Origin of the sequence: Streptomyces sp. JB150, assembly GCF_011193355.1 — a bacterium.
Lineage (GTDB): Bacteria > Actinomycetota > Actinomycetes > Streptomycetales > Streptomycetaceae > Streptomyces.
Genome location: NZ_CP049780.1, coordinates 6,157,331 through 6,178,786, shown reverse-complemented (window position 1 = coordinate 6,178,786; position 21,456 = coordinate 6,157,331). Strand labels below are relative to the sequence as shown.

At 71.8% G+C, this 21,456-nt stretch carries 15 protein-coding genes; 5 read left to right on the top strand and 10 right to left on the bottom strand.

Features of this window, described 5'->3' with window-relative positions; all coding sequences use genetic code 11:
- Nucleotides 1-73: 73 nt before the first annotated feature.
- From G7Z13_RS28185 to G7Z13_RS28165, 5 genes are all read right to left on the bottom strand, one after another.
- Entirely contained in the window at nt 74-1,174 is a 1,101-nt protein-coding gene (locus tag G7Z13_RS28185) for a lytic polysaccharide monooxygenase (protein ID WP_166003025.1), read from the bottom strand.
- Between the two features lie 57 nt (nt 1,175-1,231).
- Nucleotides 1,232-3,457: a glycoside hydrolase family 6 protein gene (locus G7Z13_RS28180; protein ID WP_166003024.1), complete on the bottom strand. Its 2,226-nt coding sequence runs from the start codon at nt 3,455-3,457 to the stop codon at nt 1,232-1,234.
- Between the two features lie 84 nt (nt 3,458-3,541).
- The gene (locus G7Z13_RS28175; protein ID WP_166003023.1) at nt 3,542-5,791 is read right to left on the bottom strand and encodes a glycoside hydrolase family 3 N-terminal domain-containing protein; all 2,250 of its coding nucleotides are present in this window, start codon (nt 5,789-5,791) and stop codon (nt 3,542-3,544) included.
- 107 nt (nt 5,792-5,898) lie between these two features.
- The gene (locus tag G7Z13_RS28170; protein ID WP_166003022.1) at nt 5,899-7,029 is read right to left on the bottom strand and encodes a cellulose binding domain-containing protein; all 1,131 of its coding nucleotides are present in this window, start codon (nt 7,027-7,029) and stop codon (nt 5,899-5,901) included.
- A gap of 285 nt (nt 7,030-7,314) precedes the next feature.
- A complete protein-coding gene (locus G7Z13_RS28165; RefSeq protein WP_277347422.1) occupies nt 7,315-9,753 on the bottom strand; it encodes a glycoside hydrolase family 9 protein in 2,439 nt (812 codons plus the stop codon).
- A gap of 319 nt (nt 9,754-10,072) precedes the next feature.
- Between G7Z13_RS28165 and G7Z13_RS28160 the strand changes: the two genes are divergently transcribed.
- From G7Z13_RS28160 to G7Z13_RS28150, 3 genes are all read left to right on the top strand, one after another.
- Complete coding sequence (locus G7Z13_RS28160) at nt 10,073-10,621, top strand: putative immunity protein (RefSeq protein ID WP_166003020.1); 549 nt, start codon at nt 10,073-10,075, stop codon at nt 10,619-10,621.
- 510 nt (nt 10,622-11,131) lie between these two features.
- Nucleotides 11,132-11,413: a hypothetical protein gene (locus G7Z13_RS28155; protein ID WP_166003019.1), complete on the top strand. Its 282-nt coding sequence runs from the start codon at nt 11,132-11,134 to the stop codon at nt 11,411-11,413.
- Between the two features lie 443 nt (nt 11,414-11,856).
- The gene (locus tag G7Z13_RS28150; protein WP_166003018.1) at nt 11,857-12,297 is read left to right on the top strand and encodes a nuclear transport factor 2 family protein; all 441 of its coding nucleotides are present in this window, start codon (nt 11,857-11,859) and stop codon (nt 12,295-12,297) included.
- Nucleotides 12,298-12,720: 423 nt separating this feature from the next.
- Here the strand turns inward: G7Z13_RS28150 and G7Z13_RS28145 are convergent, their stop codons facing one another.
- The gene (locus G7Z13_RS28145) at nt 12,721-12,978 is read right to left on the bottom strand and encodes a hypothetical protein (RefSeq protein WP_166003017.1); all 258 of its coding nucleotides are present in this window, start codon (nt 12,976-12,978) and stop codon (nt 12,721-12,723) included.
- A gap of 320 nt (nt 12,979-13,298) precedes the next feature.
- Here G7Z13_RS28145 and G7Z13_RS28140 point away from each other — a divergent pair, with 320 nt between their 5' ends.
- The gene (locus G7Z13_RS28140) at nt 13,299-14,855 is read left to right on the top strand and encodes an oxidoreductase (protein ID WP_166003016.1); all 1,557 of its coding nucleotides are present in this window, start codon (nt 13,299-13,301) and stop codon (nt 14,853-14,855) included.
- Between the two features lie 21 nt (nt 14,856-14,876).
- Here G7Z13_RS28140 and G7Z13_RS28135 read toward each other — a convergent pair whose 3' ends face one another.
- From G7Z13_RS28135 to G7Z13_RS28120, 4 genes are all read right to left on the bottom strand, one after another.
- Nucleotides 14,877-15,755, bottom strand: coding sequence for an AraC family transcriptional regulator (locus G7Z13_RS28135; protein ID WP_166003015.1), 879 nt, complete (start codon nt 15,753-15,755; stop codon nt 14,877-14,879).
- Between the two features lie 152 nt (nt 15,756-15,907).
- Entirely contained in the window at nt 15,908-16,933 is a 1,026-nt protein-coding gene (locus tag G7Z13_RS28130) for a LacI family DNA-binding transcriptional regulator (RefSeq protein ID WP_166003014.1), read from the bottom strand.
- A gap of 66 nt (nt 16,934-16,999) precedes the next feature.
- On the bottom strand, nt 17,000-18,607 hold the full coding sequence (locus G7Z13_RS28125) for an AMP-binding protein (RefSeq protein ID WP_166005363.1): 1,608 nt from the start codon (nt 18,605-18,607) through the stop codon (nt 17,000-17,002).
- A gap of 5 nt (nt 18,608-18,612) precedes the next feature.
- Nucleotides 18,613-20,310: an AMP-binding protein gene (locus G7Z13_RS28120; protein WP_166003013.1), complete on the bottom strand. Its 1,698-nt coding sequence runs from the start codon at nt 20,308-20,310 to the stop codon at nt 18,613-18,615.
- Nucleotides 20,311-20,434: 124 nt separating this feature from the next.
- Between G7Z13_RS28120 and G7Z13_RS28115 the strand changes: the two genes are divergently transcribed.
- A complete protein-coding gene (locus tag G7Z13_RS28115) occupies nt 20,435-21,268 on the top strand; it encodes a helix-turn-helix transcriptional regulator (protein WP_166003012.1) in 834 nt (277 codons plus the stop codon).
- Nucleotides 21,269-21,456: the final 188 nt, after the last annotated feature.

The following is a 21,456-nucleotide window of genomic DNA, read 5'->3' as shown; positions in this document are numbered from 1 at the left end:
GCCGGCCCCCGCGGGTGCGGGAGCCGGCGCCGCCGTCATCGGATGGTGCGCAGTGTCGCCGGTCGTGCGGGCGTTACGGGTTGACGCAGGTGACCGAGCCGACCGGCAGGTTGTTCCCGGTCGAGGTGGCCGTGAAGCCGAAGGTCACCGTGCCGTCCGGCGGGATGGTCCGGTTGTGGTCGACGTTCCTGACCGTCACCGTGCCGTCCGAGCCGGTGCTCAGCGCGCCGTTCCAGACCTGGGTGATCTTGGTTCCGGCGCCCGGCTCCCAGCGCACGGCCCAGCCGTCACGCGCGGTGGTGTTGTGGTTCATCACCTCGACGGACCCCTGGAAGCCGCCGCCCCAGTAGTTCGTCACCTTGTACAGGGCCATGCAGCCGCTGTGCGGGTCGGTCGGGGTGGGCGTCGGGGTCGGCGTCGGCGTGGGGGTCGGCGTCGGGGTCGGGGAGCTGCCCGAGCCGCGGATGCCGGTCACCTCGCCGTTGCCGCCGTCGAAGACGATGTCGGAGCAGGAGAAGAAGTTCTCCTGGCTGTCCGAACGCACCCACTGGATGAACATGATCGCGTCACCGGAGCGGCCCGAGGGCAGCTTCAGGTCCCAGTAGTAGTGACCGGACTCGCTGCCCACCGAACCCGACTGCGGCGGGTTGGTGACCGTCTGGATCAGCTCCAGGTCGCTCCAGCCCAGCGGCTTGGTGGGCGAGTAGCCGGGCTTGGAGACGTACACCCGGAAGCTGCCCGGGTGGTGCGCCCAGTTGCTGTGCTTGACGCGGATCGTCGCCCCGGAGGTCAGGTGCGTCCGGGGCCAGTCCGCGCGGGCGGCGTTGTAGCCGGTGAAGTTGTACGGGGAGCGGTCACCGGCGCTGCAGATCTTGCCGTCCGGGACGTATCCCGCGCCGCGTCCGCCCGCGTTGGAGTCGAGCACCGCGAACCAGTTGTACAGCGCGGTCGCGCCGCTCTCGGCGAGCGCGGCCTTGCACGCGGGGTTCGTCGGGTCGAGCGCGCCGGTGCCGGTCTTGGCGTCCAGGTAGCAGAGGTAGGTCCGCGATCCGGGCATCATCGTCACACCGTGCGCCTGCGCGCTGCCCTGGCCGATCAATGCCAGGCCGAGCCCGCTGAGCAGGGTGGCCAGCACCGCCAGTAAGGACAGTGGTCGTCTCTTGCTTGTCGCCATCGTGTCTCCTGTGATGGTGGTGGGGTTGTGTGGGTCTCCTCGGGGGTTCGGGGCCGGTCAGGAGGCCGGCGGGGTGCCCCACGCCAGGGCGCCGCTCAGGTAGGCGGGGATCTTCGGAGCGTCGGCGTAGGAGGTGGCGGTCGTACGGCTGTAGTCGCCCGTCTCGTCGAACGCGGACCAGTCGGACTTGGCCAGGCGCAGCTGGAGGTCGCCGGTGTCCTTGCCGGCGGCGAGGGTGCCGCTCTTGAAGCCGACCTCCAGGTAGGCGTCCGCGCCCGCGACCGGGGTGCTCAGCGGCACCACCCGCAGCGAGAGGCTGGAGCAGCCGACGGCCGCGTAGTCGCAGAAGGCGTTCACGGTGGACGAGCCGCCGTCACGGGTGAAGTAGTAGCGGGCGGTGACCTTGGTGAGGTCTACGGGGGCGCTGCCGGTGTTGGCGATCCGCAGGCCGGGGCGGATGCCGTTGTCGGTGGCCGAGGCGTCGTTGTTCTTGTAGGTGACCTTGAGGCCGCCGGCCGGGTCGGGGCCGCCGCCGCCCGCCTCGGTGGTGACGCTCAGCGCGGTCGAGGCCGCGGAGACGTTGCCGGCGGCGTCCCGGGCGCGCACGGTGTAGCTGTACGCCGTGGCGGCGCTCAGCCCGGTGTCGGTGAAGGTGGTCCCGGTGACCGGGGACGCGCTGAGCTTGGTCCCGTCGCGGTAGACGTCGTAGCCGGTGACGCCCACGTTGTCGGTGGCCGCCGTCCAGGCCAGGGAGACGCTGGACGCGGTCTTGGCGGTGGCCCGCAGGTTGGTCGGCGCGGTCGGGGCGGTGGTGTCGACCGGGTCGGGTTCACCGCCGCCGTCGGTGGGCACGGCCGGGTAGGCGTTGCGTACGAGCATCGAGAACTGGTCGTGGAACCAGTGGCCGGCGAGCGGCGCGTCCGGCATCGCGCCGGTCGGGTTGCCGCCCGCGTTGGGCGCCGTGTAGTCCGGGTTGCACATCGGGTCCGGACGCTTGCCCTCGTCGTTCGGGATGTCCTTGCTGGCGCCGTCCGACTCCCCCGGCGGCTTGATCCACAGGAACGCGTCGAGGTGCGAGTCCGGGTAGCCGGCGGGCGAGGCCTGCGGGGGCTGGCCGAGTCCCGCGCCGTTCACGTTGCACCACAGGCCGCGGTGGGCGCGGCGGTCCACCTTGGACTGGCTGACGTAGGTGTCGAGGACCGTGCTGGTGGACTCGGCGGTCGGCCGCCCGGCGCCGCCCCAGCCGTTGCGGGAGGTGTCGACGACCATGCCGGTGGAGGCGGGCCAGCCCTGGGAGACCAGCGCGGCGTGCACCGCCTTGGTGAAGTCCGACTCGTCGAAGTTCGCGTTCCACTCGTAGTACTTGCCGGACCGGATCTGGTTGCCGCCGACCGTCTTGTTCGGGTCGGGCAGGAACGGCTCGGTGAGCGGCGTGTAGTTGGAGACGTTGGTGATCAGCCCGTCCACGCTGCGCAGGCCGTCCGTGGTGCCCCTGACGACGTCCGTGTACAGCTGGGTGGTCTGGAGGAGGTTGTTGTCCCAGCCGAGCCAGCCCGAGTGGGCGAAGTCCATGTAGGTGTACACGTTCGGGATGGCGTGCAGCTTGTTCAGGGCGTACCGGATGGCGTCGACCTGGATGCCGCTGCTCTTGGCCTGGGCGCACTCGGGGTCGGAGAGGTTGGTGACCAGGTTGGGCAGACCGTCCGGCTCGATGACCGTGGTGATGCGGATGTCCTGGTACTTCGGGTCGGCGAAGACCTTGGCGATCTCGTCGATGTACTCGCTCTTGTAGCGCGCCAGACCCGCGGCGGTGAGGGGAAGTTCACCGTTGGACGCGAGCGCGGCGCAGTCGCGGCCCGGCAGGTCGTACACGACGAAGGTGGCGACGAGCGGCTGGCCGGGCTTCTTCTGCGCGAGCGCCAGGTCGAGGTGGTCGGCGAGGCTCTTGCGGCCCGCGTTGGCGTCGCCGCCGTGGATGGCGGCGATCCGGTCCAGCCAGACGGCCGTCGGATAGCTCTTGACCTTCTCCATCTTGGCCTTGAGCGTGGCGTCGGTGGTCTTGGCGATGGACCCGTCGACGAGGCGGGCGTAGTCCGGGTTGACGTAGAACGAGGCGCCGGCGAACGGGTTGTCGACGTGTGCCTCGGCGGCGGACGCAGGGGGCGCGGAGATCTGGGCCGCGGCCCCCAGCAGCAGGGTGCTCAGCGCGGTGGCCAGCGCCGCCGCCCGCTTGCGGTGCGGTCGGCGCGGGCGGTCGCCCCTGCGCCTGGTCCGGTCTGTCATGTGCTCTCCTCGAATGCGGGGGTGCGGGCGGACGGGGTGGGGACGTCCGCGGGATCGGCCGGTGGGGAGAACCGTGGGTCCGGCTCAGGCGGGTGTGCAGCGCGGGACGGGGGTGCCCGCGGTGCCGCTCGCCGTGTAGCCGAACGAGGTGGTGGCGCCGGCGGCGAGGGTGCCGTTGGAGCCGGTGTTGCGGACCGTGATCCGGCCGTTGGCGACCGTGTGCGTGCCGTTCCAGAGGCTGCTGACGGTGGCGCCGGCCAGGTCCCAGTCGACCGTCCAGCCCGTGATCGGGCCGGTGCCGGTGTTCTTGACGGTGACCTCCGCCTGGTGGCCGCCGGGCCAGGAGTTGACCAGCTTGTGGGTGGCGGTGCAGGCCTTGGCCGGGGTCGGGTCGGGGTCGGGCTCCGGATCGGGGTCGGGGTTCGTGCCGTAGGTCAGGCCGTGCCCGTAGGGGAAGAGCGGGCTCTTGCCGTCGCCGTCGTTGATGGGCTGCTGGGAGGCGCTGCGCATCCAGGTCATGGGCAGCTTGCCGGTGGGCGCGTGGTCGCCGAAGAGCACGTCCGCCACGCCGCCGCCCTCGGTGCCGGGCAGCCAGGCCGCCAGCAGGGCCTTCCAGTCGGGCAGTTGGGCCGCGATGTCCAGCGGGCGGCCGGAGACCAGCACCACCACGACGGGCACCCCGCTCGCCTTCAGCCGGGCCAGGGTCTGCAGGTCCTCCTGGTCGAGGCCCATGCCGTCGGGCCGGTCGCCGCGCATCTCCGCGTACGGGGTCTCCCCGACGACGGCCACGGCGGCGGTGTAGCTGCCGTCGATGCCGTTGCCGTAGCGGTCGTAGGTGACCCTGGACGGGTCGGTGACCGCGGAGCGGATGCCCTGCAGGACGGTGGTGCCCTCGGTGACGGGGCCGCTGCGGCCCTGCCAGCCCAGGGTCCAGCCGCCGCTCTGGTTGCCGATGTCGTCGGCGGACTTCCCGGCGACGAACAGCTTGCCCGTCTTCGGCAGCGGCAGGAAGTCGCCGTCGTTCTTCAGCAGCGTCTGCGAGGCGCGCACCGCCTGCCGGGCGAGGGTGCGGTGGGCGGCCGAGCCGACCGTGGAGGTGTACGAGCGGTCGGTCAACGGCCGCTCGAACAGGCCCAGTTGGAACTTCTTGGTCAGGATGCGCCGGTTGGCGTCGTCGATCCGGGCCTGGGGGATCCGGCCCGCGGTGACCTCGCCGCGCAGCAGGCTCAGGAACTTCTTGTAGTCGTGCGGGACCATCACCATGTCGACGCCCGCGTTGACGGCGGTGGCGATCTCGGCGCCGGTGAACCCGCTCTGCCCGTCGAGCTGGTCGACGGCGGCCCAGTCGGAGACGACGAACCCGGTGAAGGCCAGCTCGCCCTTGAGGACGTCGGTGACCAGGTACTTGTGGGCGTGCGAGCGCACCCCGTTCCAGCTGCTGTAGGAGAGCATCACCGAGCCCACGCCGCGCTTGACCGCCTCCTTGAACGGCGGCAGGTGGATCGCGCGCAGCTCGGCCTCGGTGAGCTGGGTGTTGCCCTGGTCGACGCCGCCGGTGGTGCCGCCGTCGCCGAGGTAGTGCTTGGCGGTGGCGAGCACGGAGGCCGGGTCGCCGCCCAGGGTGGTGCCCTGGAGGCCGGTGATGAACGACGTCATGGCGGTGGGCAGTTCGGGTGTCTCGCCGAACGACTCGTAGGTGCGGCCCCAGCGGTCGTTGCGGGCCACGCACAGGCAGGGGGCGAACGACCAGTCGATGCCGGTGCCGGCCACCTCCTCGGCGACCGCGCGCCCGATCCGCTGCACGAGCGCGGGATCGCGGGTGGCGCCGAGGCCGATGTTGTGCGGGAAGATCGTGGCGCCCCGCACCGCGTTGTGGCCGTGCACCGCGTCGATGCCGTAGATGACCGGGATGGACAGCGGCGTGGTCAGGGCGGTGCGCTGGAGGGAGTCGTAGGTGTCGGCCCAGGTCTGCGCGTTGTTGGGGCTGACCGTGGAGTCGCCGCCGGAGAGCACCGAGCCGATGCGGTAGGTGGCGAGGTCGGACTGCGGGACGAGCGCGTCCTTCTCGATCTGGGTCATCTGGCCGAGCTTGTCGTCCAGCGTCATCCGGCCCAGCAGGTCGTCCACCCGCTGCGGCACGGGCAGCGACGGGTCCTGGTACGGCAGGGCGGCGGCGGAGGCGGCGTCCCGCTCGGGCGGGGCGGCGGCGGTCAGCCCGGTCACGGCGAGCGCGGCGGCGCACAGCGCGGCGACGAGGGCGGGGCGGCGCGCGGGGCGGCCGGGGCGCGCCGGGCCGGCGGAGCGGGAAGGGGGTGCGGGCGGGAGCGGGGTCATGGCGGGGCTGGCCTTTCCGGGTGCGGGCCGGAGGGGCGGGGTGGAACGCTCCGGGGTCCGCCCTGTCGGCGCAGGGCGGAGCCCGGAGCGGGTCGGTGGGCCGCCGGTCAGGCGACGGAGCAGGTGGCGCCGTTCAGGGTGAACGCGGACGGCTCGGCGAAGGTACCGCTGTAGGTGCCCTGGAACCCGAAGGTCTGGCTGGCACCCGCCGCGAGCCGCGCGTTGTGCGCGACGGGGGTCGCCGTCACGGCGCCCGTCGACCCGGACAGGGTCGCGTTCCAGGCGCTGGTGACCCGCTGGCCCGACGGCAGCGTGAAGCCCAGCTTCCAGTTGTCGACGGCGGTGGCGCCGGTGTTCTTCACGGTCACGTTGGCCGTGAAGCCGCCCTGCCAGACGTTGGTGTCGTACGCCACCTGGCAGCTCGCCGCCGGGTCGCCCGGGTCACCGGGGCCGCCGCCGCCGAGGTTCACGGTGGAGGAGAAGGAGTTCACCGCGAGCCCGGCGCCGTTCTGCCACGGCTCGAACCCGGCCTGGACGCTGGTCAGGTACCAGTTGTTCTGCGCCAGGCCCCGGGCGACGGCCTGGTCGACGAAGTCCATGACGTCGAAGCTCCAGCTGCTGATCGCGGACGGCGCGACGAAGGAGATCACGTCGTTGGACCCGTTGCTGCCGGTCCACACCTCCCAGCTGCGCCCGCCGACGGTGGCGGTGGCCACACGGGAGCCGATCGGCTGGATGGATCCGACCCGGTTGAACCAGATCATGATCTCGGTCCGGTTGACGCCGTCGGTGCGGGGCGTCGGGTCCAGCCAGATGTCGTACGAGGCGTTGTAGACGGCGCCCGAGACGTAGCCGTACGAGATGCTGCTCGGCGCGCTGGAGATGGAGCTGACCTGCGCGGGGAGGTTGGTCCCGGGCGAGCAGTTCGTGTAGTGGCAGCCGTTGAAGATCGACGGGTACGACTTGGGGGCGCCGTTGGTCGGCACCGAACCGTCGGCTTGGGTGAGCCGGAAGCCGGTGTCGGTCGCGGTGACGCACTGGGTGGCGCTGGTGCCCCAGCGGTTGTTCTGGACGACGTAGCGGCCCTGGATCACGGTCGAGCCGTACTGCTCGCAGATCAGCGTGTCCGCCTGGGCGGGCGCGCTGCCGACGAGCAGGGCCGCGAGGGTGGTCAGAGCGGTGAGGAGCGCGCCGAACAGGGCGCGGGCGGTGCGGAGGCGGAGCGGTGACGATCGCATGCGGGGCCTTCCTCCGAGGGAACCGGATGACGACAGGGGGTGCTGTGCGGGTTCGGGTGTCGGGAGCGCTCCCATCTCCCCACTGATGGGAGCGCTCCCACCCCACCGGTTTCGGTCGCGACTGTAGGAGTCAGCCCATGTCCCTGACAACCCTGTGAACACGAATCCGTCGAATGGATTTCGAAGTCGCAGGTCAGCGGGGTGGGCCCGGCTCACCCGATCAACGGGTAAGCCGGACAAGGGGATTGGGAGCGCTCCCGAAAAGTTGCGGGAGCGCTCGGGACATCAGCTGTCGCAGGTACGGCCGTTGAGGGTGAACCCGGTGGGCGTGCCCGCCGGTGCCCCGCTCGCCTGGAAGCCGAAGCTCGCCGTACCGCCCGCGGGCAGGGCGGCGTTGTGCCCGGCATGGGAGGCGGTGACGTCGGCTTCGGACTGGGTGAGCGTGGCGTTCCAGGCGTTGGTGACCTTCTCGGCGCCCTTGAAGGAGAAGCCGAGTTTCCAGCCGTTCACGGCCGTCGTCCCGGTGTTGCGCACCCGCACCTCGGCGGTGAACCCGCCGTTCCAGGAGGAGCCGACGGCGTAGGTGACGGCGCAGCCTTCGGCGGGCGTGGGAGTGGGGGTCGGGGTGGGCGTGGGGGTCGGGGTCGGCGTGGGGGTGGGGGTCGGCTCCGGATCGGGGGTGCTTCCGTCCGAAGCCGGCGGGGTGCCCCACTGCCGCTGGGCGCCCTCCAGCAGGACGATGTTCGGGGCGTCGACCGGGGTGCTGCCCGGGGTGGTGGCGATCCGCTGGTACGACCAGTCGTTGCCGGGGCTCCAGGCGCCGGAGGAACTGATCCGGAACTGCACCTCCTTGCGGTACGCGGACTGGCCGGCCGGGGCGATGACGGTGCCGGAGCAGTCCACCGTGACGTAGTAGACGTCGCCCGCGTGACGGGTGGGCCCGGAGGCCGGTCCGCACTGGTTGTAGTTGGTGGTGACGCTGATCTGGCTCGGCTGGACGCCCGGCTCCAGGGTGAAGTAGTAGCGCAGGGAGCTGTCGGTGAGCGCGCGGGCGGGCCAGGCGGACTTGTTGACGAGATAGGCCTTGATCTCGGTGAAGTTGGCGCCGGAGGCGTTGACGGAGGCCTGCACGGACATCTCCGGGCCGTCGGGTGTCTCGGGCTTGGGGAAGTTGCTCAGCGGGGCGCCGCCGTACTCGGCGTGGAGACGGGCGAGCGCCCCGGTGAAGGCGGCGTTGTAGTCGGTGGCGACCTCGTTGTTGACGTAGTTCTGCCGGTCGTCGGTGTAGGCGTCGTCCGCTGCGCTGGGCCCGCCGACGAGGGCGCCGTACAGCACGTGCCGGCTGTCGGCGGGATGGGTGATCTGGTCGGACCAGGACCCGTGCGCCGTACGGTGATGGGGCTTGGTCGGCGGATTGGCCCCGAACCCGACGACGTAGCTCGCCTTCCGCGGATTGTCACCGAGGGCGTAGTCGATCTGCCGGACGGCGAAGTCGTGGTAGCGGGCCTTGCGGGTGGGGTCGCCGGTGAGCCAGTCGGAGTAGACGAGCGCGGCGAACGCGGTGTTGGCGGCGTAGCGCAGGGAGCCCCAGCTGTCGAGGACGGCCTGTCCGCCGGGCGAGTAGCGCACCCGGCTGCCGTTCACGCCGACGGTCCACCAGTCCAGCCAGCGGTTGGCGTCGTCGATGTACTTCTGCTTGCCGGTGAGCTGGGCGAGCAGGACGTAGGCGCCGTAGGAGCTGTCGTCCCAGGAGAGGGTCCAGCGGTAGGAGCGGGTGGAGGTCTGGGGCTCGGTGGAGAGGTTGTCGTAGTAGCTCTCGGCCTTGGCGAGGTAGGCGGGATCGCCGGTGGCCTTGTGCAGCCAGATCGCTCCCCACACCAGCTCGTCGCGGTATCCGCTCCAGGAGTTGTAGTAGCTCTGGGCGTCGGTGATGCAGTCGCTGTACTTGCCGCGGTAGGTGTCGGCGAAGGAGTAGAGCTGCTTGGCGTGGGTGAGCAGTTTGTCGGCGTAGGCGGCGTCGCTGTCCTTGAAGACCATCGACGAGGCCGCCATGGCGGCGGCGGTCTGCCCGGCGAGGTCGGAGCCCGGGCAGGAGGCGTCGACCTTGAACGCGGGCCGCTCCATGGGCATCACCTCGGCGGGCCCCCACCAGGCGTGGTCCTTGCCGCCGTGCCCGACCTGCCCGTAGAGCACGTTGGGCGAGGGATGGGCCTTGACGAAGTAGTCGTTGACGAACCGGAGGTTGTTCTTCAGGTGGCCCCACTGACCGGCATCGGTGTAGGCGGCGCGCTCCTCCAGGCCGCCCCACGCGAGCACGGTCGCCGAATACGCCATCGGCAGGCCGAACTTGACGTGGTCCCCGGCGTCGTACCACCCGCCGGTCAGATCGAGGCCGACGTCCTTGCCGTCGCCCAGCGCCGAGTCGCCGCGCCAGCCGACCCGGTTCCAGTCCGGGATCTTCCCGGACTGCTGGGCCTCGTAGAACAGCAGGGACTTCTGCAGGGCCTCGCCGTAATTGAACGCGGGCGCGGCGGCGGAGGGGCCGGCGGCGGCGAGCGGCAGCAGCAGCCCGGCGGTGAGGGCGGCGGCGAGGGCGAGGGGGCCGGCGGGGCTCGTGGTGCGGGCGGTGTGGGGGGTGCGGGGGGTGGTGGTGCCGGTGGCGCCGGGGCCGGTGGTGCCGGGGCGTCTGCGGCGGCCGAACAGGGTGAGTGGGTGCGGGCGCAACGGATCGTCCTTTCCGTACGGGGTGCGCGGGAGGATGGATCTGGGTCGTGCCGTACCGGGGAAGCGGCCCCTCGGGGCGTCGCGCGAGGGCGGCGCGAGGCGTGGTGGAAGCCCGGCGCCGGCTCGCGTCCGCGGGGAGGCGAGGCGGGAACAGACGCCGGGAGCCCATGAGCTTGGGAGCGCTCCCACGTGCTGGCCATGAAGCCAGCAGGGGGGAGCGGTGTCAAGAGAAGGGGACGGATGGGAGCGCAACGCCTGCGCGGCGGGCCCGAGTGGGTGACCGAGGAGGTGTGGGCCGTCAATGGGCGAGGATGGGCTCATGGCAGGGGACGAGAGCGAGATCGCGCTGAGCAAGCAAGACCTTCGTGAGGTCACCGCGTTCGCTGCGGCGTGCGCCGAAGCGGTGCTGGAGGTGTTCGAGGCCGATCGGCCCGACGACTCGCGGCCTCGGGACGCCGTCGGCGCCGCATGGGAGTTCGCCCGTGGCGGTGAACGGGGGAAGGCTCTGCGCGACACGGCGTGGGCGGCCCTCAGGGCGGCGAAGAGCGCGGACACCGCGGCCGCGCGCGAGGCGGCTCGGGCAGCGATGTCCGCGGCGGGGGCCGCCTACCTGCATCCGCTGGCCAAGGCCACCCAGGTCAAGCACATTCTCGGAGCCGGCGCTCACGCGGCCGCGGCAGCCGAACTCGTCGCCGGCGACGATCCGGACGTCGCCGCCGAGCACGTCGAGCGAGCGGTGCGTCGTGCGACACCGGTCGTCGTGGAGGTGCTCAAGCGCTTCCCGGCGGCACCAGGGGGCGGCGGGCGGGTCGGCGCATTGATGCGCATGCTGGACGCCGAGCTTCGGTCACTCGACTCCCCCGCATGACTTTCAGCGGCCCTGCGCATCCGGTTGGACACTCCCGCCCGGCCGGCGCCCACCGTCATGGACGGCGAGTGCGCGACGCGGCGCCATCGGCCACCACGCCTTGCGCCCGCCCGCGGAGTCGGCCGATGGGTCCTGGGCGCCTTGTCCAGGGAAGCGGCCGAGGCGTCGCACGAGGCGTGGTGGTGGATGGCGGGGCAGCGTCGTAAACCCCGGCGGTACGTCCGGCCCGCGCTGCACCGCTGTTGGAGCGGCAATCAACCTCCCAGTTGACGCCCCGCCGGCCACCCGCCCCGTACGTTTTCCTTCAGCGTGGTCCTCACCGAGAGGCACCACATCGGATGAGACCCGGGACACCGGAGACGTCGACGCTCCTGACCAGAGCGTCCGGCGCTCACACAGCCCTCGTCCGCGACGAAGACGAGATGTCGGGTCACGGTGGGCGGAGGCCGGGGGTGTCCGGGACTCAACGGGCCGCAGGGCGCCGGCAGGACCCGATCGGGGACTCGCGCTGTGGCCACCCACGGGACGAACCAGCATGAAGATCGGTACGAAGGCCGCCGTCATCGCCCTGCTCGCGGGACCTACTACGGCAGCTACCAGGGGAAGTTCTACGACCACAAGATCGACGGCAAGTACGTCCTGCTCCAGGCCAAGTGGAAGGGACAGCACTGGACGACCATCCGCACCGCCGCGAACGGCGAGGACTTCAGCGGCGACTACAGCAAGCTCAACGGCCTGAACTTCAGGGCGTGTCTGCAGGGCGGCGAAAACTGCGGTGCCCCCGCATGGTGAGCGGGGGTGACCGCTGCGCGCCTCGCAAGCCGACGACAGGTTCGCCTCGACGCCTAGACTGGCCGTCTTTCACTGGGGCGGCGGCAATCTGTGGGTCACCGAGCAGACCGTCGTCAACGGCACCGACTGGAGCGCCCGGGAGCAGATCGCGGACAACACTGGTGGCGAGCCCGTCGTCGAAGCCGACGGACATGGACGCCTGAACGTGTTCTTCCACGGCACGGACCACGCCGTCTGGCACATCGCCCAGACGTTCCTCGGGCCAGGAGCGGGATACGTCATCTCCCCCTGACACCCGCCGCGCCGCCTACGGCATGTATCGGAAGCGGGTCTCGGTGATGCGCTCGCCTTACTTGAGAGGTGATTGTCTCGGCGTGACCGCGCTGGCAGGATCGGTGATCTCTCCGCGTCGGAGGACGCGGACCAGGACGGAGAGGTCAGCGATGTCCATAGCCGCACCTACGAACACACGCACTGTGGTTGAGGAACTGCTGCGCAGAATCGGCGAGGGCGACCCCGAGCGCATCGCCGAGCTGTATGCCGAGCAGGGCGATTGGAAGCTCGACTGGCCGGAGGCCGAGCACGGCCGTAGTGCCACGCCGTGGATCCGTCACCGGTCCACCCGGGCCGACGCGGCCGCCCACTATCGCGAGCTTGCCGAGTACCACGTGCCGGAATTGGTGGCGACTGAGGTCGAGCGCATCCTTGTCGACGGAAACGACGCAGTCGTGCTCGGCGAGATCCGTCAGACCGCCCGGCCCACCGGACGTGCGTACCGGGCGCGGTTCGCTCTGCATCTCACCGTCGAGGACGGCCTTGTCACCCGGCATCATGTCTACGAGGACAGCCTGGCCGTCGCCCAGGCGTTCGAGGCGACGATGTGAAGGACCACCGGGCCAGTCGCGAAGGTACTGCTCACAGCCACTCGTTGTTGGCCGCGACGAGGACGGCTGCCTCGTGGCGACCGCGAGCTTGTCGTACCTCTCGTGGCCACGGCTCGGTCCTTCAGAGGCGGTTGATGCCGCACTCGACCGCGTGCCGAGCCTTGTAGTCCTGCGGGTCGAACCTCGGCGGCCGACCGCAGGTCGTATACCCGACCCCGCGGCCCGTACTCGGCGGGCAGGTCCCGCCATGGGATACCGGGGTGCGGCCCTGGAACCGTATGCCCTCTATCAGCCGCCGCCTGGCCCACGTCGGCAGCCGGCCAGGCTTCTTGCCCCTTCGGCAACAGCGTTTCCAGCACCGCCCCTGCGCGTCCGTCAGGTCTCCACGTCATGGGCCGCTTCACGCCCCGACCTCGCCGCGGGTCAGCTCTCCTGCTCGCGCCTGCGACTCGTGATGGCCCAGACGTTGAAGGCAGTCATGGCTGCTCCAGCGATCGCGATGACGATGTACCCCGTCCCTCCGTCGAGGAAGGCACCCACCATCGCCAGGAGAGTGAGGGGCAGGGAGAAGACCACCCCGACCACTCCCGCAGGACGGACGGCCGCGGTCCATCGTCGACTCACCGCTTCTTCCTCCTGCCGGCCCGGCGGCGAGCCGGCGTCACGGAAATCACCAGTCACCCTCTCCTTGCGCACGGTACGGGTCAGGCTCCGCGCTCCGCCTCACGCCAACGTGCACGAACACCTTTCCCCGTCGGCCGGCACGGCCGTGGGCGGAAGCACCTGCTGGACGAGCCTACCTACGGCATCCGCCATAGCGGGATGCCCTGTCGTCGGTCTCCTGCTCGAACCATCGGGGCACGAACACAGGCGGAGGAAGCTGCCCGGCCGCGGTGGACGCCTGAATCAGAGGGGCCTGTACGAACACTCGCGGGTCATTTCCGCTGTGCGGGACGGACTACCCCGGAGCGCCCTCGGGCACGGATCACTACCCTGCATGCGTGCTGTCCTACGACGAGTTGACCTCCCCCGAACGTGAGCTGTGGGACGCGTTCCCCGAGGGGCGGTGTGTGGATCTGCGGGCCGGGGTGGTGGCGGAGGACCGGGTCGGCGGGGGCGGGCGGTGGGGGGCCGGGCGGACGGTGCGGGCCGTGGTGATCGGGGCGCTGCTGCTGGGGGCGAACGGTGGGCGGCCGGGGGCGGTGGCGGCGCTGCGGCTTGCCGGGGCGCGGATATCCGGGCGACTCGATCTGGCGGGTGCGCAGGTGGCGTACCCCCTCTGGCTCGAGGACTGCTGGTTCGAGGAGGGCGTGGACCTCTCGGGGGCGTCGACGCAGTCGGTGGCGATCGTGGGCAGCCGCGTGCCGGGGGTGGAAGCCGGGCTGACGCGTGTCGAAGGGCGTCTGGACCTGCGGCGGTCGCTGCTGGAGGCCGGTTCCGCCTCGCCTCTGCACCGCAGGATCACCGCCCTGTCGCTCATCAACGCCCAGGTGAGCGGGGCCGTCAATCTCGGCGGGAGCAGGATCGTCGCACCCGGGGAGTGGGCGGTGTCCGCCGGCGGGCTGGTCGCGGAGGGGGGTGTCTACTGCGGCGACGGGTTCGTGGCGGACGGGGAAGTCCGGTTCATGGGGGCGCAGTTGCCCGGAGGGCTGCACATGCGGGGTGCGCGTCTGGCGGGACCCGGTCCTCGCGGGGTGGTGCTCGCCCTGGACAACGCCGTGGCCACGGTCCTCGACTGCTCCGGCGGGTTCGCCGCGGACGGGACCGTACGGCTGCGGGGCGCCCGGATCTCGGACAGGCTGACCTTCGAAGGCGCCGTCCTGAACGGGCCGCCCGGCGGTGACGGCCCGTCTCTGGTCGCCTCCCTGACGCAGGCCGTCGACTTCGACCTCACCCTCGCCCGGCCGCCGTCCGGCGCCGTGGACCTGCGGGGCGCCCAGGTGTCCTACCTGCACGACAACGAGCACAGCTGGCCGGATCTGGTCGAGCTGGACGGGTTCGTCTACGGGGCCGTCCGGGAGGAGGTGGCCGGCGAGCGGCGGGAGGCCGTGGGAGGGCGGGACGCCGTCGCCCGCCGGGTGGCGTGGGTGCGGCGCGGCCCCTGCTACAGTCCGCAGCCGTACGAGCAGTTGGCGAGCTGGTACCGCAAGGCCGGTCACGACGACGACGCCCGCCGGATCCTGCTCGCCAAGCAGCGCCACCGGCGGCGTACGCTGCGTCCGGCCGCGCGGGTGTGGGGGTGTCTGCTCGACGTGACCGTGGGGTACGGCTACCGTCCCTGGCTCGCCGGGGTGTGGCTGCTCGCCCTGACCCTGCTGGGCACACTGGCCTTCGGCACGGGCTCCCCCACCGCCGTCAAACGAGGTGAGGGAGCGCCGTTCCAGCCCCTCGTCTACACCCTCGACCTCCTGATCCCCATCGGCGGCCTGGGGCAGCGCACCGCCTGGTACTGGACGGACGACGGCCTCCAGTGGCTGGCCTACCTGCTGATCGCCTTCGGGTGGTTGCTGACGACCGCCGTCGTCGCGGGGGTCACCCGCACCCTCCAGAAGAACTAGGAGAACCAGCCGAGGTCCCCGTCAGCTCGCCTCCCGCTCCACCGGCAGCCACAGGTCCCCCTCCGCCTCGCTCCCGTCCGGGGACAGGCGGGTGCGGAGGATCTCGGGGCCGGGGCGGGTGCGGTACGGGTTGGAGGGGAACCACTCGGTGTACACGTCGCGCCACAGTTCCTGGATGGCCTGCGGGGCCGGGCCGGAGGTGGTGAAGACGGCCCAGGTGCCGGCGGGGACGGTGAGGGTCGTGGTGCCCTCGGGGGCGGCCTCGGGGGCCGTTCCGGACGTGATCACGCCCTGGTAGTAGTCGAGTTCGGTGCCTTCGGCGCGGCTCGGGTCCAGGTCGTCGCAGACCGCGACGATGCCCCGCGGCTCCTGGTCCGACAGGTTCTCCAGACGGTCCAGGACCGGCCGGTCGATGCCGCGGACGAAGTCGATGACGGCCTGGTTCGGGCCGTGGTGCACCAAGGGCACCCGGGTCTTGAGGCCGACGACGGTGAAGGCCGTACGGTCGACGACGCGATAGCGCATGCTGCTGCTCCCTTCGACGGTGAGGCGGAAGGTCAGCCGGGGCTGGGAGACGAGCGCGGCGCCGGTGCGGCGGGCCTCGCCCGGACCGACGCCGTGCACGGCCCGGAACGCCCGCGCGAAGGCCTCGCCCGAGCCGTAGCCGTACCGCACCGCGATCTCGAGCAGCGGCTCGCGCGCCGCGAGCACCTCGGCGCCCGCGACGGTCAGCCGGCGGCGCCGGACGTACTCGGACAGCGGCATGCCCGCGAGTGCGGAGAACATCCGGCGCAGGTGGTACTCCGAGGTGGCCGCGATCCGCGCCAGCACCGCCGCGTCGATCGGCTCGCCGAGGTGGTCCTCGATGTGCTCCATGGCCTGGTTCAGCCGCTCCAGCACGCCCGTCTCCTCGCTTGCGGGCCGCGTCGCCCGGCCTTCCTTCCTTGCGCTCACCACGCTAGGCAGCGGGGGCATGCCCGCACCCGACATCCTGTGCCCGATGAAGTCGGGTGCCGGCGGGGGCACAGCTCAGCGCGCCGCCGCGCGCCGCCTCACGCCGACTCCCGGACGACGAGCTGCGTCCGCAGGATGACGTGCCGCCACGCCACCTCCGGCTCGTCCATCTCCTCCAGCAGCAGCCGGACCATGGTGTGGCCGATCTCCTCCATCGGCTGGCGGACCGTGGTCAGCGGCGGATCGGTGTGCTGGGCGAGCTGGAAGTCGTCGAAGCCGACGACCGCGACGTCGTCGGGCACCCGGCGGCCCGCCGCGCGCAGCGCGGTCAGCGCTCCGGCGGCCATGGTGTCGGAGGCGGCGAGGACCGCGTCGACACCGGGGTGCCGCTTGAGGAGTTCGGTCATCGCCCGGCGTCCGCTCGCCTCCGTGAAGTCGCCCTCGGCGATCCAGGACGCGTCGGTGGCCAGCCCGGCGTCGGCGAGGGCCTGCCGGTAGCCGCGCAGCCGGCACTGGGCGACGTACATGTCGAGCGGGCCGGTGATGGCCGCGACGGAGCGGCGGCCGGTGCGCAGCAGGTGGGTCACCGCCTCCCGCGCGCCGCCCACGTTGTCCGCGTCGACGTAGGTGATCTGCTCGTCGCCGGAGCGGCGGCCCAGCAGCACGGTGGGCAGGCCCGCGTCGGCGAGCATGTCCGGCAGCCGGTCCTCGGCGCGGACGGACATCAGCAGTACGCCGTCGACCCGGCCGCCGCGCGCGTACTCGACGAACCGCTGCCGTTCGGCGTCCGTCCGTACCAGGGTGAGCAGCAGTTGCACCGAGGTGTCGGTGAGCGCGTCCCCGACGGCGCGGACGGTCTCCGAGAAGAACGGCTCGCCGAACAGCCGCCAGTCGTGCTTCGTCATGACCAGCGCCACCGCGTCGGCGCGCCGCCCGGCCAGGGACCGCGCCGCCAGGTTGGGCACATAGCCGAGTTCGGCGATGGCCTGCTGCACCACGCGGCGCGTGGACTCCTTGACGCCGGCCTCGTTGTTGATGACACGGGAGACCGTGCCGCGCCCGACACCGGCGAGCGCGGCCACCTGTTCGAGCGTGGGCGTCGTCACGGGTCGCCGTCTGACCATTGTCACCCCCCAGGGCATCCGATCTTACGGGGCGCTCGGATGCCCTCGCGGGCCGTTGCGGTTCCTTCAGGCGCCGTACCGCTCCCTCAGTTCCACCTTGCGCACCTTTCCGGACACCGTCATCGGGAAGGAGTCGAGGACGCTCAGCCTGCTCGGGATCTTGTAGTGGGCGAGCCGGCCGTCGCAGTACGCGCGCAGGTCCTCCAGTGTCGGGGGGTCGGCCGGGTCGCGCGGGATGACGCAGGCCAGTACCTCCTCGCCGTACCGCTCGTGGGGGACGCCGACCACCTGCACGTCGGCGATCTTCGGGTGGCCGTACAGGAACTCCTCGATCTCGCGCGGGTAGATGTTCTCGCCGCCCCGGATGATCATGTCCTTGATGCGGCCGACGATCTCCACGTAGCCGTCCTCGCGCATCACGGCGAGGTCGCCGGTGTGCATCCAGCGGCCGGCGTCGACGGCCTCGGCGGTCTTCTCCGGCTCGTTCCAGTAGCCGAGCATCACGCTGTAGCCGCGGGTGCACAACTCCCCCGCGCGACCTCTCGGTTGGGTCACTCCGGTCGCGGGGTCGACGATCTTCACCTCGATGTGCGGCAGGACCCGGCCGACGGTGGCGGTGCGGTGTTCCAGGTCGTCGTCCATGCGGGTCTGGAGGGAGACCGGGGACGTCTCGGTCATGCCGTAGCAGATGGAGACCTGCTCCATGTGCATCTCGGCGACGACCCGCTTCATCACCTCGACGGGGCAGGGCGAGCCCGCCATGATGCCGGTGCGCAGCGAGGACAGGTCGTACGCCGCGAAGTCCGGCAGGTTCAGCTCGGCGATGAACATCGTCGGCACCCCGTACAGCGAGGTGCAGCGCTCGCGCTGGACCGCCTCCAGGGTGGCCTTCGGGTCGAAGGACGGGGCGGGGATGACGATGCAGGCGCCGTGGGAGGTGGCCGCCAGATTCCCCATGACCATGCCGAAACAGTGATAAAACGGAACCGGCACGCACACCCGGTCGGCCGGGCCGTAGCCGATCAACTCCCCGACGAAGTAACCGTTGTTGAGGATGTTGTGGTGGGAGAGCGTGGCGCCCTTCGGGAAGCCGGTCGTGCCCGAGGTGTACTGGATGTTGATGGGGTCGTCGCAGGACAGGTCGTCCGGGAGCGCGGCGGAACCGGTGTCCCGGCGCAGCAGTTCCTCCCAGCTCGGGTCACCGACGTACACCACCTCCCGCAACTCGGGGCAGCGGCCGCGCACTTCCTCGGCCATCGCCCGGTAGTCGCTGCTCTTGTGGGCGAGCGAGGCGAACAGCAGCGAGACGCCGGACTGCTTGAGGACGTACTCGACCTCGTGGGTGCGGTACGCCGGGTTGATGTTCACCATGATCGCGCCGATGCGGGCGGTGGCGTACTGGACGAGGACCCACTCGGGGCAGTTGACCGCCCAGATGCCGACCCGGTCGCCCTTGGCCACGCCGCTCGCGAGCAGGGCGCGGGCCAGCGCGTCGACGTCGGCGGCGAACGCGGCGTAGGTCCAGCGGCGGCCGGACGGGACGTCGACCAGGACCTCCCGGTCGGGCCAGGCGGCGACCGCGCGGTCGAGGCTTTCCCCGATGGTGTCGCCGAGGAGCGGGGTGTCGCTGACCCCGTGGGTGTAGGACTTCGGTCCGTCCGCGGACGCGTTCACCGTGTTCACCGGAAGTCCTCCTCGCGGTACTCGGCGTCCGAGCCGGCCGCCGTGGCCTCGCGCAGCTGAACCCGGCGGATCTTGCCGGAGACCGTCTTCGGCAGGTCGGCGAACTCCAGGCGGCGGATGCGCTTGTAGGGCGCCAGGGTCTGGCGGGAGTGCTCGAAGAGGACCTTCGCGGTGTCGGGGCCGGGCGTCCAGCCCTCCGCGAGCACGACGTACGCCTTCGGGACGGCCAGGCGCAGCTCGTCGGGCGCGGGGACGACGGCGGCCTCGGCGACCGCCTCGTGCTCCAGCAGGGCGCTCTCCAGCTCGAAGGGGCTGATCTTGTAGTCGGACGCCTTGAAGACGTCGTCACTGCGCCCGATATAGGTCAGATATCCGTCTTCGTCCCGTGCGGCGATGTCACCGGTGCGGTAGTAGCCGCCGGCCATCGCCTCCGCCGTGCGCTCCGGATCCCCGTGGTAGCCGGTCATCAGGCCGGCCGGCCGCTCGGCGAGGTCCAGGGCGATCTCGCCCTCGGTGGCGCCGGGGGCGCCGGTGACGGGGTCGAGGAGTTCGACGCGGTAGCCGGGGCTGGGGCGGCCCATGGAGCCGGTCTTCAGCGGCTGGCCGGGGGTATTGGCGATCTGCACGGCGGTCTCCGTCTGGCCGAAGCCGTCCCGGATGGTGACGCCCCAGGCGCGCCGCACCTGCTCGATGACCTCCGGGTTCAGCGGCTCGCCGGCGGCGACGGCCTCGCGGGGCGGGGTGCGCAGCGCGCCGAGGTCCGCCTGGATGAGCATCCGCCACACGGTGGGCGGGGCGCAGAAGGTGGTGACGCCCGCGCGGTCCATCTCGGTCATCAGCCGGGCCGCGTCGAAGCGGGTGTAGTTGTGCAGGAAGACCGTCGCCTCGGCGTTCCACGGGGCGAAGAGGTTGGACCAGGCGTGCTTGGCCCAGCCGGGCGAGGAGATGTTGAGGTGCACGTCGCCGGGCTTGAGGCCGATCCAGTACATGGTGGCGAGGTGCCCCACGGGGTAGCTGGTGTGGGTGTGCTCGACCAGTTTGGGGCGGGCGGTCGTCCCGGAGGTGAAGTAGAGCATCAGCGGGTCGTCGGCGCGGGTGGGGCCGTCGGGCGTGAAGCCGGACGGGGCCGTGTACGCCTCCTCGTACGGCAGCCAGGTCCCGCCCGGTCCGCCGCCCACCGCGATCCTGGTGTAGTCGCCGGGCACCTCGTCGAACTTGCCGGTGTCGGCCGCGCGCACGATGACGTGCCGGACCCGGCCCCGGTCGACGCGGTCGCGCAGGTCGGCGGGGCCGAGCAGCGGCGTGGCGGGGATGACGACGGCGCGCAGCTTCATCGCGGCCAGCGCGGTCTCCCACAGCTCGGCCTGGTTGCCGAGCATGACGAGGACGCGGTCGCCGGCGGCGACGCCCCGGGCGCGCAGCCAGTTCGCGACCCGGTCGGAGCGGTCGGCGAGCTCGGCGAAGCTGAGCCGGGTCTCGGTGCCGTCCTCCTCGACGATGTGCAGCGCGGTGCGGTCGTTGCCGTCCGCGATGACGTCGAACCAGTCCAGCGCCCAGTTGAAGTGCTCGGGCCGGGGCCAGGTGAAGCCCTCGTAGGCCGTGGCGTAGTCCTCACGGTGTGCCAGCAGGAAGTCCCGCGCCCTGCGGAAGTCCTCGGTCGCGCTCCCCTGCGCCTTCGGCTTCGCCGTCGTCATCTGTTCTCCCTCTGTCCGGACCGTTGCCGGGCGGCTCCCGGACATCGTGTAATCCGTGGTGCATATGTCACTACCCCCTAACGGGGGTGCGCGCCGCGGGACGCGGCCGGGGAAGGGCGAGCACGTGGGAGCAGACGCGGCGGACACGGCGGAGATACGGGGCGCGCTGCTGCGGCTGCGCCGTGCGACCGGCCTGCCGGTGGCCTTCGGCGGGCTGGTGGAGACGGGGCGGCCGTGGATGCGCATCACCGAGCTGACCGGGACCCGCACCCCGGCGCTCAGCGCACTCGCGGTGACCTCGGGCAACGGGCTGGGCGGCAAGGCGGTGGCGCTGGGCCGGCCGTGCGCCGTGGCCGACTACTCGGCCTCCCGGCAGATCAGTCACGAGTACGACGCGCCGGTCGCCGTCGAGGGGCTGCGCGCGGTGCTCGCGGTGCCCGTGGTCGTACGGCGGCGGGTGCGGGGTGTGCTCTACGGCGCCCTGCGCACCGCGCAGCCGCTGGGCGACCGCACGCTGCACGCGGCCGTGGAGGCGGCGCGGGACGTGGAGCAGGCGCTGGTGGCGCGGGACGAGGCGCGCGGGCTGCTGGACACGGTGCGGGCGGAGCCCGCGGCGGCCGAGGAGGCGGGGGCCGTGCGGGAGCGGATGCGGGAGGCGCACGCGGCGCTGCGGGCGCTGGCGCCGCGGATCGCCGATCCGGCGCTGCGCGCGGAACTGCTGGTCGCGTGCGCCCTGCTCGCCCCGGGCGGTGCGCCGGGCGCGGTGCGGCTGGCGCCGCGGGAGGTGGACGTCCTGGTCTGGGTGGCGGCCGGGGCGACCAACGCGGTGGCCGCTCAGCGGCTGGGGCTGCGGCCGGAGACGGTGAAGAGTTATCTGCGCTCGGCGATGCGGAAGCTGGGGGCGCGGACGCGGGGAGAGGCGGTGGTGGCCGCGCGGCGGGCGGGGGTGCTGCCGTAGAGGACTCGGGCCCGTGCGCCGCAGGGGTTCCGACGTGGGGCGGCTGCGGGTTCGTCGTGTCGCTCGCGCAGTTCCCCGCGCCCCGTCCGGGCGCGGTGCCCGCGCCGCTCGGGGCACTCCCGACACGCCGTTCGTCATGCAATTGCCACGCGGCGGAAATTCCCCCTGCACGTCGCTGTTATTTCCCT

What these genes read in the sequence shown, in the direction of transcription:
- G7Z13_RS28185 (WP_166003025.1), bottom strand. Translation starts at nt 1,174, where the DNA reads ATGGCGACAAGCAAGAGACGACCACTGTCCTTACTGGCGGTGCTGGCC.
- G7Z13_RS28180 (WP_166003024.1), bottom strand. Translation starts at nt 3,457, where the DNA reads ATGACAGACCGGACCAGGCGCAGGGGCGACCGCCCGCGCCGACCGCAC.
- G7Z13_RS28175 (WP_166003023.1), bottom strand. Translation starts at nt 5,791, where the DNA reads ATGACCCCGCTCCCGCCCGCACCCCCTTCCCGCTCCGCCGGCCCGGCG.
- G7Z13_RS28170 (WP_166003022.1), bottom strand. Translation starts at nt 7,029, where the DNA reads ATGCGATCGTCACCGCTCCGCCTCCGCACCGCCCGCGCCCTGTTCGGC.
- G7Z13_RS28160 (WP_166003020.1), top strand. Translation starts at nt 10,073, where the DNA reads ATGGCAGGGGACGAGAGCGAGATCGCGCTGAGCAAGCAAGACCTTCGT.
- G7Z13_RS28150 (WP_166003018.1), top strand. Translation starts at nt 11,857, where the DNA reads ATGTCCATAGCCGCACCTACGAACACACGCACTGTGGTTGAGGAACTG.
- G7Z13_RS28130 (WP_166003014.1), bottom strand. Translation starts at nt 16,933, where the DNA reads ATGGTCAGACGGCGACCCGTGACGACGCCCACGCTCGAACAGGTGGCC.
- G7Z13_RS28120 (WP_166003013.1), bottom strand. Translation starts at nt 20,310, where the DNA reads ATGACGACGGCGAAGCCGAAGGCGCAGGGGAGCGCGACCGAGGACTTC.